The 12,319-nt window shown below is 66.2% G+C and carries 12 protein-coding genes, 1 tRNA gene and 1 pseudogene; 10 read left to right on the top strand and 4 right to left on the bottom strand.

Going from position 1 to position 12,319, the window contains the following annotated elements; genetic code table 11:
* A pseudogene (locus C5N14_RS29995) lies at positions 1 to 188 on the top strand (IS5/IS1182 family transposase); the annotation flags it as partial.
* A gap of 382 nt (positions 189 to 570) precedes the next feature.
* On the opposite strand, the gene C5N14_RS30000 reads toward C5N14_RS29995, so the two are convergent.
* Positions 571 to 2,811: an excinuclease ABC subunit UvrA gene (locus tag C5N14_RS30000; protein WP_117673052.1), complete on the bottom strand. Its 2,241-nt coding sequence runs from the start codon at positions 2,809 to 2,811 to the stop codon at positions 571 to 573.
* A gap of 62 nt (positions 2,812 to 2,873) precedes the next feature.
* Here C5N14_RS30000 and C5N14_RS30005 point away from each other — a divergent pair, with 62 nt between their 5' ends.
* Positions 2,874 to 3,824, top strand: a complete 951-nt coding sequence (locus C5N14_RS30005; RefSeq protein ID WP_117673054.1) for a YafY family protein — start codon at positions 2,874 to 2,876, stop codon at positions 3,822 to 3,824.
* Positions 3,825 to 4,015: 191 nt separating this feature from the next.
* The gene (locus C5N14_RS30010) at positions 4,016 to 4,795 is read left to right on the top strand and encodes a transposase family protein (RefSeq protein WP_117673067.1); all 780 of its coding nucleotides are present in this window, start codon (positions 4,016 to 4,018) and stop codon (positions 4,793 to 4,795) included.
* Between the two features lie 64 nt (positions 4,796 to 4,859).
* On the opposite strand, the gene C5N14_RS30015 is transcribed toward C5N14_RS30010, so the two are convergent.
* Positions 4,860 to 5,372, bottom strand: coding sequence for a hypothetical protein (locus C5N14_RS30015; protein ID WP_243640237.1), 513 nt, complete (start codon positions 5,370 to 5,372; stop codon positions 4,860 to 4,862).
* 272 nt (positions 5,373 to 5,644) lie between these two features.
* On the opposite strand from C5N14_RS30015, the gene C5N14_RS30020 reads away from it, so the two are divergent.
* The 5 genes from C5N14_RS30020 (at position 5,645) to C5N14_RS30035 (ending at position 9,383) form a co-directional block, all read left to right on the top strand.
* Complete coding sequence (locus tag C5N14_RS30020) at positions 5,645 to 6,139, top strand: DinB family protein (protein WP_117673056.1); 495 nt, start codon at positions 5,645 to 5,647, stop codon at positions 6,137 to 6,139.
* 188 nt (positions 6,140 to 6,327) lie between these two features.
* Positions 6,328 to 6,456 (top strand) — tRNA-OTHER (locus tag C5N14_RS32495).
* A gap of 127 nt (positions 6,457 to 6,583) precedes the next feature.
* Positions 6,584 to 7,387, top strand: coding sequence for a HEAT repeat domain-containing protein (locus C5N14_RS30025; protein WP_128763703.1), 804 nt, complete (start codon positions 6,584 to 6,586; stop codon positions 7,385 to 7,387).
* 407 nt (positions 7,388 to 7,794) lie between these two features.
* On the top strand, positions 7,795 to 8,367 hold the full coding sequence (locus tag C5N14_RS30030; RefSeq protein WP_207892941.1) for a DinB family protein: 573 nt from the start codon (positions 7,795 to 7,797) through the stop codon (positions 8,365 to 8,367).
* 74 nt (positions 8,368 to 8,441) lie between these two features.
* Positions 8,442 to 9,383: a phosphotransferase family protein gene (locus C5N14_RS30035; RefSeq protein ID WP_117673062.1), complete on the top strand. Its 942-nt coding sequence runs from the start codon at positions 8,442 to 8,444 to the stop codon at positions 9,381 to 9,383.
* Between the two features lie 213 nt (positions 9,384 to 9,596).
* On the opposite strand, the gene C5N14_RS30040 is transcribed toward C5N14_RS30035, so the two are convergent.
* Complete coding sequence (locus C5N14_RS30040) at positions 9,597 to 10,112, bottom strand: hypothetical protein (RefSeq protein WP_117673064.1); 516 nt, start codon at positions 10,110 to 10,112, stop codon at positions 9,597 to 9,599.
* 236 nt (positions 10,113 to 10,348) lie between these two features.
* On the opposite strand from C5N14_RS30040, the gene C5N14_RS30045 reads away from it, so the two are divergent.
* Complete coding sequence (locus tag C5N14_RS30045) at positions 10,349 to 10,981, top strand: transposase family protein (RefSeq protein ID WP_243640240.1); 633 nt, start codon at positions 10,349 to 10,351, stop codon at positions 10,979 to 10,981.
* A 129-nt stretch (positions 10,982 to 11,110) separates the two neighbouring features.
* Positions 11,111 to 11,884: a hypothetical protein gene (locus tag C5N14_RS30050; RefSeq protein ID WP_128763704.1), complete on the top strand. Its 774-nt coding sequence runs from the start codon at positions 11,111 to 11,113 to the stop codon at positions 11,882 to 11,884.
* Between the two features lie 13 nt (positions 11,885 to 11,897).
* Here C5N14_RS30050 and C5N14_RS30055 read toward each other — a convergent pair whose 3' ends face one another.
* Positions 11,898 to 12,188 (bottom strand): hypothetical protein, encoded by a 291-nt coding sequence (locus tag C5N14_RS30055; RefSeq protein ID WP_243640241.1) that lies wholly within the window; start codon positions 12,186 to 12,188, stop codon positions 11,898 to 11,900.
* Between the last annotated feature and the right edge of the window lie 131 nt (positions 12,189 to 12,319).

Below are 12,319 nucleotides of genomic sequence, written 5' to 3' on the forward strand. Positions count from 1 at the left end.
GCAGCGACCTGCCGGACTGGAAACAAGCCCTCAACGCCGAACACCGGACCGTCCGCGCCGGCGTCGAACACGCCCTGGCCAGGATGAAGTGCTTCAAGATCCTGCGTGACTACCGCCGCGCCGCCCACACATTGGCCGACGCCGCTTCCGGCATCGCCAACCTCCACAACATCATCCTCGCCGGCTGACCGCCGGCTTGGCGCTGGGCAACGCCTCCACCAAATTACGCGCCCCGGGAAGGGGTTCGGGTCTGTGGATCTAACGGCTCTGTCTCACATTCGGTGGTTACATCCTGTAGCGGTGTCGCAGGCGTGGCGCACGAGCCTCTGCCGTCGGCACTTCAGGGCTGGCCGGTTTCGTGTGAAGGCTGCAACCATGGATTCACTACGCTTTTTGCCCCGATAATACAGATTTAGACAGCGTTGCCGTCCAGCCGGCTGGGCCGCTACTCTCTGCTGCCACCGAATGTGAGACAGAACCGTTAGATCCACAGACCCCCGGCCGGTCGCTACGGACCGTAACCGAGGTGCCCGGTGTCCCAAGGTGCTGTCGTGCCGAGATGAGCGCGACTCACGCTGGAGTGGCGACGTTGAGCGCTTGCGCGGTGGCGGTGTTGGTGATGCCTGCGACATGGCCTTGGTAGCTGATCTGGCCGCCGTGCCTGCCGGCTCCTGGTCCAAGGTCGATAAGCCAGTCGGCTTGTCGTATGACGTCAAGATTGTGCTCGATGACGACGACGGTGTTGCCGTGGTCCACGAGGTTGTCGAGCGCGCGCAGCAGGATGTCGATGTCGCGAAGGTGGAGGCCGGTGGTGGGTTCGTCGAGGATGTAGAGCGTCGGGCTGGTCGGGTCGCCGAGCTCCTTGGCGATCTTGACGCGTTGACATTCGCCGCCGGAGAGCGTTGTCAGAGGCTGGCCGAGTCTCAGGTAACCAAGGCCGACGTCGTCGAGGTGGCGCAGGGCCTTCGTGATTGCCGGATCGGGGAGCCGGTGGATGGCATCAGTGATAGTGAGTTCGTCGACATCGGCGATGGACAGTCCGTCGACCGTGTGCCGCAGAACGTCAGGAGTGAAGCGTCGTCCCTGGCAGGTTTCGCAGACCGTTTCCTGGCTCTCCATGAAGGCGAGGTCGGTGTAGATGACGCCGAGGCCATTACAGTCGGGACAGGCGCCGTCGGAGTTGGCACTGAACAAGCTGGCTGGAACGTTGTTGCGGCGTGCGAACAGCTTCCGGATGGGTGTGGCGATGCCGGTGTACGTGATCGGGGTTGAGCGACGGTTAGTGGTGACCGGTTTCTGGTCGATCATGATGGCTTGGTGGCGGGCGGCGAGTTCGGTGGCGAGGCTGGATTTTCCCGAGCCCGCGACGCCGGTGAGCACGGTCATGACCTCGGTGGGGATGTTCACGGTCAGGTTCCTGAGGTTGTTGCGGGTGGCGTTGGTGACGGTGATGCTCCCGCGTGGTGTTCGTGGACGATCTTTGATGGGGCGATGCCGCGATAGTTCGGCCGCAGTCGGGGTGTCGGCTTGGCGCAGCTGCGCGAATGTGCCCTGGAAGACGAGTGTGCCGCCCTGGTCGCCCGCTCCTGGCCCGATTTCGATGATCTGGTCGGCATCGGCCATGACTGCGGGGTCGTGCTCGACGACAAGGACGCTGTTGCCCTTGTCCCGCAGCTGCTGGAGCAGTCTCGTCATGGACGCGACATCGTGCGGGTGGAGGCCGACGGTGGGCTCGTCGAAGATGTAGAGCATCTCGACCAGGCTGCTACCCAGGTGCTTGACGGTCTTGATGCGCTGTGCCTCGCCACCGGACAGGGTCGTTGTGGCGCGGCCGAGGTGGAGGTATCCCAGCCCGATGGTGATCAGGGCGTCCAGCCTTGCCTTCAGTGCGGCCACGACCGGCGCCACGTTCGCGTCGGTCACCGTCGTCACCAGTTCGACGAGTTTGTTGATCTCTAGGCGCGCCATCTCGCCAATGGTGAAGCCGAGCACGCTGGCCGTGCGGCTGGCCTCGTTGAGCCGATCACCGTTGCAGTCCGGGCATACGGTGGAGCGGGTGAATCGGGCAAGGGTTTCTCGCTTGCGGTCAGACAGATTGTCAGAGGTCTGCAGGTAGATCCGTTCGAACCGTTCGACGACACCCTCGTAGCCCTTCGGAAATTTGGTGCCGAGGCGTGCGGCGTGTTCGCCGCCGAACAACAGCGCGTCGCGTTCGGTTTGGGTCCAGTCGCGCAAGGGTGTGTCAGCGTCGAATGTGCCGATGTCGGCGTACTGGGAGTACCAGTAGCCGCCGTTGCCGAAGCCGGGCAGCAGGATGGCGCCGTCTTTCAGCGACTTGTCCAGATCGAGAAAGCGGTCAACGGCACTGACGACGACTTCACCGAGGCCGGAGCATGTCGTGCACATGCCGGCGGGATCGTTGAAAGAGAAGTGGTTGGACTCACCGACCTGCGGCGTGCTCAGGCGGGAGAACAGGAGCCTGAGGTAGGTCCATGCATCGGTGATCGTACCGACCGTGGATCGTGCGTTCCCGCCGATGCGTCGCTGGTCGATTACCACCACCGGCGAGAGACCGTCGATCTGCTCGACCTCGGGCCGCGCCCACTTCGGCAGCCGGTTGCGGACGAATGGCGGAAAGGTTTCACTGAGCTGGTAGCCGGCCTCAGCGGCGATCGTGTCGAACACCAACGACGACTTGCCCGACCCGGACACCCCCACGAACACCACCAACTGCCCGCGTGCCACTTCGACGTCGAGGGACTTCAGGTTGTTGGTCCGGGCTCCCCAGATTTCGATCTTGCGCTGTGACATACGCACGACACTACGAGCAGATCCGGTCAGAAAATGTCCGCGATTCGGCGGATAATGTGCCCATGGCCGACGTCACCCAACGAGTCCTCGCCCTGCTGGCGGCGCTGCAGACGGGTCGGGCGTTCACCGGCGAAGAACTCGCGGCCCGCCTCCACGTCAGCCCGCGCACGCTACGCCGGGACGTCGATCGTCTCCGCGGCTACGGCTACCCCGTCGAGACCCAGCCGGGACCAGGCGGCTACTACCGGCTCTCCGCCGGCGGCGCCATGCCCCCACTTCTCCTAGAGGACGACGAAGCCATCGCGGCCCTCCTGGGACTGGCCACCCTCGCCTCGATCGGCAGCGCCAGCGAGGGAAGCCTCGACGATGCGGCGACGCGCGCCTACGGCAAGGTCGACCAGTACCTACCCAAGCGTCTCCGCGCCCGAGCAGCGGCCCTCCGCGCCAGCCTCGAAACCACACAGACCCTGGCTCCGAGCATCAGCGCCGGAACGTTGAGCGCCCTCGCCGACGCAATTCACCACCAACACCTCGTCACCTTCGACTACGCCGGCGCGACCAGACCTACCACGGCACGCAAAGTCGAACCGCACCGCCAGATCCACCAGCACCTGCGCTGGTACCTGCTGGCCTGGGACACCCGCAAGCGCGACTGGCGCGTCTTCCGTACCGACCGCATCACCAACCTGCGAAACACCGGCCGAGCCTTCAGCCCCCGCCCACTGCCCGCCGACACCGGCATTCAGTACCTCCGCGAGGGACTCAACAAGCACCAACACCGCGTCGTTCTGACTGTTGACGCTCCCATGACCGCGGTGGCGGACTCTCTGAAGTACCAGGACGTCGAACTTGAGCCCATCGCACCGCATCGAACCCGCGCCGTCCTCAGATCCGACTCATGGCAGTGGCTCCTGTTGAACCTGGCCTTCCTCGACGTGGACTTCACCATTCACGAACCCGCCGCCTTCCGGACGGCGTCTCGACGATTCGGTGTCCGACTCCAGCAGGCGTGACAGAACGCCCACTCAATCGGTTAGGCCCGCCAACAAGGCTACGTACACGGATTTGCCGCCGATCGTGCGCATCGGGTTCCAGGACGCCGTCATGGACCCGTGCCGGCCGCCCACCCGCCGGGAACACCGTGTCGGGCTGCCTTAGGAATGTCTCGTAACTCGGTGGCGGGTCCATGGTGGATCATGTTGTGGTGCAGGTGATCACGGCGGCGCGCCCGGAGTGGATCTTCCCGTTCACCGGGCTGCAGCTCGCCCAGTTCCGCAGGCTGGTCAGACTGGTCGCCGAACGCGGCGGGGACGCGATCGCTGACGGGCGGCCGGGCCGGCAGTGGTCCCTCAACCTCGCCGACCGGGTGCTGCTGGTGGCCGCGTACTGGCGTACAAACCTGACCATGCGGCAGATCGGTCCGCTGTTCGGGGTGTCGCACTCCGCCGCCCACCGGGTCATCGACGCCCTCGGCCCCCTGCTCGCCCTGGCCCCGGGACGCCGACGACGAGTCGACCAGATCGCCATCGTCGATGGCACCCTGATCCCGACCCGAGACCACCGACTGGCCGCGCCGAGCAAGAACTACCGCTACTCCACGAACCTGCAGGTCGCCATCGACGCCCACACCCGCCTGGTCGTGGCCCTGGGTGACCCGCAGCCCGGCAACCGCAACGACACCATCGCCTACCGCAGCTCAGGTGTCGACAAGAAGCTGGCCGGACGGCCGGTCATGGCCGACGGCGCCTACCGCGGCAACCCCGACGTGATCATCCCGTACCGCAAACCCACCGACGGCAGCGAACTACCCGACTGGAAGAAAGACCTGAACAAGCAGCACCGCAAGGTCCGGGCGCAGGTCGAACACGCCCTGGCCCGCATGAAGACCTTCAAGATCCTGCGCGATTACCGGCGTGCCGCGAGCACATTGGCCGACACCGCTTCCGGCATCGCCCATCTCCACAACATCATCCTGCTCGGGTGACACCGGCACCGTTGACCGGCAAGGCCTTCACCGAGTTACGAGACATGCTTTTGGGGAGCAATAGTCAAGACTTGTGGATGAGAAATCTGGTCAGGCGGCTGCGGCGTCGGTCGTGATCGGCTCGGTGGTGGGCCGTTCGACGAGTTTGCCGCGTTCGAAGCGGGCGCAGCCCGGCGTACAGCGCACGGCCCTCGGTCGGCGCGCTGACCGCTGCCCGTGTGGCGAGGTCGGCGACCCGCACCAGAGCGGGCGACTCGGCGAGCTGCCCGATCAGCTGCCGCAGCGCGGCGGCGCTGCCCCGCTCACGGACCGCGATCGCCTCCTGCGGGGTGGTCTTCCCCCAGACCCACGGGATGTGGCGCGCCACCTCGCCGTCGGCGAAGTTGTAGAAGACCGCGTGCACCACCTCGGCCGGTGCCATCCCCAGCGGTGCGGCCCGGCCCGCGAAGTATCCGTCCCAGTAGTTGCGCATGCCGAGGGCCAGGAACGCCTCGTTCGGCACCTCGGAGAAAGTGACGGTGGCGATCGGCTCGACGAGCTCGAACATGCGGTGGATCTTGGACAGTGGGTGCTGCATCGGTCGGCATCTCCTGTGGTCGTGACCGCGCCCTCGTGGGCGGCCGCTCACCGTGGCTACGAACAACGGGGCCCGGATACGACAACTCCGGCCGACATCAATCCAGCCAAGATCAGCCTTACTCTCATGCCGCCGACCGGGCGCTAGGTTCTCTCACCGTCGCCCGACGGGTCGCGCCGCACGCTCGTGCCGATGAGCGGGCGTCTGGTGGGTGCCGCTCGGATGATGTCCGCGCCTGCCTCGCCCGGATGACAAGCACGTAAGGTCGGGGCATGATCGAATCCCAACGCGAAGCCGTGCCGCGCAGCGACGGTGGCGAGCTCGACACCACCCTCGCCTTTCTGTCCTTCGCTCGATCATGTGTGCTGAAGAAGGTCGCCGGGCTGAACGAGGAGCAGCTGCGGCGCCGCCTGGTCGTCTCCGACACCACACTGCTGGGCCTGGTCCAGCACCTGACCGACGCCGAACGGTACTGGTTCGGCTACACGTTCGCCGGCGACCCGCGCTATGCCGAGGTCGACTTCGACATGGTGGTCGAGTCGGACCGGTCCCCGGATCAGATCATCGCCGGCTACCGGGCTGCGATCGCCGACAGCGACGCTCACATCATCGCAGCCGCTGGCGCCGACGTCCTCACCGCGCAGCCGGTCGGTGACGCGCCTCGTACGCTTCGCTGGGTGCTCGCCCACATGACGAGCGAGACCATCCGGCATGCCGGTCACGCCGACATCCTGCGAGAGCTTATCGACGGTGCCACCGGCCGGTAGGAGATCGCGACTCGGAGCCGTACCCCATCCGGTGCTACGCAGCCTCGTCGAGCCTCCGAGACCATCAACGGCCCGGAGGGCCGGCAAGGTGACGGTGAGGAACGCACGGATCTGCCGCTGACATCGGGCTCGGACGCCGCTCGGAAACCCAGCTGCTCGGGTAGCCGGATGACACCGATACTGGGTCTGGACCGGTGGCAGAGCCGGGTTATTGCAGCACTCAGAGTCGTACGCCGGGCACGCACGGGCGACTCGAAGGTGTTGCGGGGCCGCTGGCGTGCCATGCCCCACCGGGGGTTCAAATCCCCTCCGGCCCACTCACAACCCGTGACCATGGCGGATGCGTTCCGTCACTGTGGCATTGTGCGAACCGCTTGGTCTGGCAACCGCCGCGTAGGAAACTTGGCGCGGCTCCCTGCGGCGCTATGCCAGTATCTTTCCGTGATGACGCAGGCCGACGAGCAGTTTCGCCTGACTTTACTCGCCTGGCGGACTGAACCCTACGATGGTGACGCGGTCGACGAACGACTGTTACGGATCGTCCGACCAGACACGCAGGCCGCCGTGGATCTGGCTCGCCGTCATCTTTCCGCTGAGGAGACCGACGTTCGTGGCGTCGCGTGCCAGTTGCTTGCCGTCGCGGCCCAGGTGGGCGACGAGCATGTGCGTGTGAACGTCGCCGATCTGGCGATCGACGCATATAAGCACGAGCATGACTCTGACGTTCTCGTCGGCATCGTCCGGGCGCTCGGTGGCGCGCAGGACGCGCGTGGCCTGCCCGTACTGACGGCGTTGGCAGCCCATCCCGACGCCGAGGTGCGAGGCCAGGTCGCGGGCGATTTGCCGATGGTCATGGGCGATCCGCCCGAGGTATCCGGTGTAGCGGCCTTGATCGCCCTGAGTGCCGACTCGGAACCTCAAGTCCGTGACTGGGCGACGTTCGGGCTGGGTACCCAGACCGACGCCGATTCCGAAGCCGTACGGCGGGCACTGTGGGCGCGGACCAGCGACTCTTACCTCGACGCTCGAGACGAGGCCGTGGTGGCGCTGGCCCGCCGCCTGGACGCCGACGTGCGTCCACTTGTCGCCGAGTTGCTGGCGCAGCCGACCGTGGGCACCCTGATCTTCGAGGCAGCAGCGCACCTCAAAGACCCATCGCTGTTACCGCTATTACGAAAATTCGACACCACCGACGACAATGTGCGCGCCGCGATCGAAGCGTGCGAACAAGGACCTTCAGTGACCTGACCAGCCGTCGGACGTACCAGACAAGTCGGTCTGACAGGCCCTGCCCGGGCATTGTGAGTTCCTCGACTTCGCCGCCGAGATCAGCGCGTCGCTACCAGAGAGGGCGAGGCGGGCTGCCCGTTTCGGCATGTGACCCGTCGCGGATGCGGTTCATCGGCCCCCGCCCGGGGTGCCCGGCGTCCGCCGTGACCTGGCTACCTGTACCGGCAGCGGATCACCCGCGACGGCCAGAACCGATTTCGCATTCTGCCGCGCCCGCCCCGCCGGTACCCGGATCTGCCGCAATCCGCTCGTCGCGGCTGTCCGCTACTGGTCTGGAGCGGGAAGTGCCGCCTTGTAGGTTGCTTCGGGCCCTGACGGTCTCGTCGTAGGTTTGATCGGGTCGCCGGTCAATCTACTGTCGCACCGTGGATGTGGACTGGAACGCGGAGTTGGTCGATCAACTTGAGTGGCACTGGCAGCATCAGCTTCGGCCACGGCTGGACGGGCTGACCGATGACGAGTACTTCTGGCAGCCGGTCCCGGGCTCCTGGACCCTCAGCCGGCGCGGGCAGAGTTCTGCGCCGACCTCGATCGGCGCAGGCGAATTCACCTTGGACTACGCCAGCCCGCCACACGACCGCGCGCCGGTCACCACGATCGCCTGGCGGCTGGCGCACCTCGTTGACGTGTTCGGGCCACCGACCGCACCCCACTTCGATGGCTCGCTTGCCGGTCACCGGGCCGTCGCCTACCCGGGCACCGCAGAGGCAGCACTGCGCCAGCTCGACGACGGGCACGATGCGTGGATCCGCGATGTCCGCCACCTCGGCGCAGCCGGATTAGCTCAGCCGCAAGGCGCCATCTCACCGCCAGAGTACGCGGATGCACCGATCGCGAAGCTCATCCTGCACGTCCACCGCGAGGTCATTCACCACGGCGCCGAGATATCCCTGCTGCGGGACCTCTATCTATGGAAAGGCAGCCGAGGTCACCTCTGACGTCCAGGCAGTCGTTCCGATCTGGTGCACGCTCATGCCGCGATCCGCGCGTTACGGAGCGTCATGTCAAGCGCATGGAGCCGACGTCCGGACCTGCCGATGACAGGGTGGTACTTGTGGGCAGTGCGACCGAGGTTGAGATTCGCTGGGTTGAGTCGACTTGGCGGCGTCGGATCACCAGGGTGCGGCGTCTCACGGGTGGTTGGACGTCCACCATGCTGGGCCTGACCGGAGACGACGGCGAACAGGCTGTACTCCGGCTGATGACGAAGGAGCCGTGGCGCCGACACGCTGCCGGACTGCTTTGCAGAGAGGCGGCTGTCCAGCAGCAACTGCAACGGTCATCGATCCCAGTGCCTCGAAGTATCGCACTCGATTTGTCCGGGGAGACCGCCGGGGCACCGGCACACCTGATGTCCTGGTTGCCCGGGCGTCTGTGCTTGACCTCTGCCGCGGACGGCATTCTGGAGGCAATGGCGCAGGTTCTCGTAGGCATCCATCAATTCGCGCCTGGGCGGAACAGGCCACGGCAGTACCAGTCGTGGGCGGCGCCGGGAAAACGAGTCATGCCGCCGTGGGCGCAGCGGCTACAGCTATGGCATCAGGCGTTCGAGCTGCTGGAACAACCCGTGCCGGCCTATGCCGGTACGTTCCTGCACCGAGACTTTCATCTGGGAAATGTGCTGTGGTCGCAAGGGCGTATCAGCGGCGTAGTGGACTGGGTCGAGACGTCGTGGGGACCGGCGACCCTAGACGTGGCACATGCCGCGACCTATTTGGCCATGTTGCACGGCGTTGAGGCTGGGGCCAGATTCACGAACGCGTACCGTCGCCGGGCAGATGGCCGTCACGACGAGGATGAGTTCCGGTACTGGAACGTCATGGACATTGTCGGCTACCTGCCGGACCCAGCGAAAGTCGTCCAGCCATGGCGTGACTCCGGGCTGGACATCGATGACGACCTCGCTCGCAGCCGACTCGAACAGCGGCTTGAGCAGGTTCTACGAGCTCACTGACGACCCGACTGAATCCTGCTTGGTGCTGAACCTGCCCGCCCCACCAAGGCTGCCACATTGACGTGACGCCGACCGTACGGGTCCGAGGTGAGTGCGCGGATCTGCCGCTGACCGCGTGGTCGTGCCGATGAGCGAAAGTCTGGGCCGGCGGGATCGAGACGCCGCGCAAGCCGCGGCATCGGACGGTGCCGCCGCCTTTTCTGTTCGTGCTTGTCAATACGCCCAAGGAGAAACGCCCTGCTTTAGGACGTGTACGCCGCGGTCCGCGTCGGTCGGCCACATCGTGAGTTGGTACTCCAGGTGGTCCCCGGCGTCTTCCAGATTGCACCTCGCCGGCCGATGGTCCGTCTGCGCGTAGACGACCCGAACCCGGTAGCGACCTGCCGGCAGTGGCACGGGTTCAACCTCGTCCGGAAGCTCGGTGGCGCCGGTCACCGCCATCTTCCCGGATGGGAGCGCTATGTCCGCTTCGACGACATGGTCGAAGGCATCGAGAGATCCAATCGCAGGAGGCGTGTCTGAGAGCGCCAGCGTCACCGGTACGTAGTCGTAGCGGGCCGTTCCCACGACGATGCAGTGGCGCTCTACAGCGATGCGCCAGGCGTCATCGGCCTTGTCCCAGGTATCTCCGTCGAAGATGTCCTCGGTCGCTTCCGTGTCCGTGATGACGAAGGCCAGATGATCCGCATAGGGCTCGAATCGGCGAACGATCGCACGATCATCAGTCACGACTGGACGCTATCAAGATCGGCGCGCCGATCTCGAGGCTCCCGGGGAAGTCGCGCGGCATCCGGATCTGCCGCTATGCGTGCGGGGCGTAGGCAGGGTCCCGGCAAAGTCGTGAGGGGTGTCTGGGTTGAGGTGGTTGGCGTAGACGCGCCCTTGGTGTGGGCAGCAGGGCGGGCATGGCCGTTCCAGAAGATCATCAAGGTTCTCGAGGCCTGTTGATCTATCTGAAGTGAGCCATGCCCGCGCTGCCATCATCGCTGATCTCATCGTTGTCGACCGCACCGCCCGGCTCGTCTGCCGTGGCCTCGGCTGCCGGCCTGCTCACCGCGTTGGGTTCCCTGCCCGATCCACGTGCCCGGCGTGGAGTCCGGCATGCGTTGGGAACCGTGGTCGCGGCGGCGGTGTGCGCGGTCGTCGCTGGCTACCGCTCGTACGCGGCGATCGGTGAGTGGGTCGCTGATCTACCTGCTGACACCGCGGCTGTGCTCGGGATCGACCCCGGCCGGCGGCCGTCAGAGGCCATGATCCGCAGGCTGTTGCAGGCCCTGGACCCCGATCGGCTGGCCGCGGTGATCGGTGCCTGGCTCGGCGCGCGGGTTCCCGCGCCGAAGGCGGGAACACGCCGGGTGATCGCCGTGGATGGCAAGACGTTGCGTGGCTCCCGCACCAGCGATACGGTCGCCCGGCACGTCTTCGCCGCCGCCGACCAGGCCACGGGTGTGGTGCTGGCCAGTACCGACGTCGACGGCAAGACCAACGAGATCACCCGCTTCGCACCTCTGCTCGACCAGCTCAGCGATACGCCAACCACCTCAACCCAGACACCCCTCACGACTTTGCCGGGACCCTGGGCTCGTACCCGTGCGTGACGGCACAGCTGGCGGCTACCGCCGCTGCCACGACCAGTAGGGTCGGCGGCATGTTCAGTGATCAACTCAGGACGCCGAATGATGGCGCCACCTGCCCGGCGGCGGGTCCTCAGGCGTAGGGGAAGCAGCATGGCTTGGGAGATCATTACGGTGTGTCTCGATCCGGTGGACCGCCGCGAGATCGACGTCGCCCTGGCCGCGGCGATGCGGCCGTACGACCGGGATGCCCCGCAGGACCCGGACGATGAGTGGGGTGGGCGGTGGGACCGCTACCGGATCGGTTGGTCCGCGAGGATCCCCGTCGTGGGCGGGTATGAGGACGATCTGCGGCTGGTGCGCGGCGACTCGTCCGAGGACACAGGCCCGGGTTACTGTGACGGTGGGCCGCGGGCGCTGCTCGATCTGGGGGCTGTCCGCACTGCGGCCGCCGAGGCCGCCGGTCGAGAGTGGGACGAGTGGCAGCAGATGACGGCCGCCTTTCCACCGGCGCGCCCCCTTGTCCACTTCGTTGAGAGTTCGGCGGAACCCCACGACTACTTCGGGCGCGAGGCATGGCAGGCCTATCACTCGCAACCGCTTCTCGCGGCCGTGGCGAACAGATACGGCTTTACCACCGCGCCGTTCCAGCGGATCCCTAACTGGGGTGACGATCCCGTCGTCTCGTTCGGCCTGGCTCGGGTCGATTTCATGGCTCTGCGCGCTCGCGAGGCGCTGGCGACCGACGGCCTGCTGACGCTCTCAGGTGAGTGGCTCGACCCCGATCTAATGGGCAGCAGCGCACCGGGCCTTGCTGGCCAGCTCGACAACCTACGACTTCGCCGTGACTACCTGCACTTCACGGACCTCTATCTGATGGAGCTGCCACCCGACGCGGTGCTACTGCACGTGCATATTCACTGCTGATCCAGGACGAACGTCAGCCGCTGTGAATCGTCTGCGACGGCCGTCGGGGCGGCGGGGCGGCGGGGCTGAACATGCCACCCGGTGGGCGCGTGGTGCGGAGCTCGGAGAAGGACAGGCTGGCCAGATGCACCTGCGCGCCGCCGCGCCACAGGGCGAACGCCAAGGGCAGGCCGGCGTACACGTCGAACCCCCCGCCCGCTCCAGCGATGAGGATGCTCCGCGCCGAAGCCAGCGCGGAAAACAGCGGCGGTACGGCCAACGAGAACGCACCAGCGTCGGCCGGCGGCGCGGCAGGGTTCAGCACCGCTCAATGATCAGTTACGCCCATGCCGTTCACATCACCGTGGCCCACCGCGACCGGCACAACAGCGATCGGGTGTCCGCACATGCCTCCGGCCGGGCATCGGCTTTTGTTGATCAGGCCGGACACAGTTG

This window comes from Micromonospora sp. MW-13, assembly GCF_003434305.1.
Taxonomy (GTDB): Bacteria; Actinomycetota; Actinomycetes; order Mycobacteriales; family Micromonosporaceae; genus Micromonospora.

Excerpts from the sequence above, each read along its gene's own strand:
- C5N14_RS30000 (WP_117673052.1), bottom strand. The coding sequence starts at position 2,811 with ATGTCACAGCGCAAGATCGAAATCTGGGGAGCCCGGACCAACAACCTG.
- C5N14_RS30005 (WP_117673054.1), top strand. The coding sequence starts at position 2,874 with ATGGCCGACGTCACCCAACGAGTCCTCGCCCTGCTGGCGGCGCTGCAG.
- C5N14_RS30015 (WP_243640237.1), bottom strand. The coding sequence starts at position 5,372 with ATGCAGCACCCACTGTCCAAGATCCACCGCATGTTCGAGCTCGTCGAG.
- C5N14_RS30020 (WP_117673056.1), top strand. The coding sequence starts at position 5,645 with ATGATCGAATCCCAACGCGAAGCCGTGCCGCGCAGCGACGGTGGCGAG.
- C5N14_RS30025 (WP_128763703.1), top strand. The coding sequence starts at position 6,584 with ATGACGCAGGCCGACGAGCAGTTTCGCCTGACTTTACTCGCCTGGCGG.
- C5N14_RS30035 (WP_117673062.1), top strand. The coding sequence starts at position 8,442 with ATGGAGCCGACGTCCGGACCTGCCGATGACAGGGTGGTACTTGTGGGC.
- C5N14_RS30045 (WP_243640240.1), top strand. The coding sequence starts at position 10,349 with ATGCCCGCGCTGCCATCATCGCTGATCTCATCGTTGTCGACCGCACCG.
- C5N14_RS30050 (WP_128763704.1), top strand. The coding sequence starts at position 11,111 with ATGGCTTGGGAGATCATTACGGTGTGTCTCGATCCGGTGGACCGCCGC.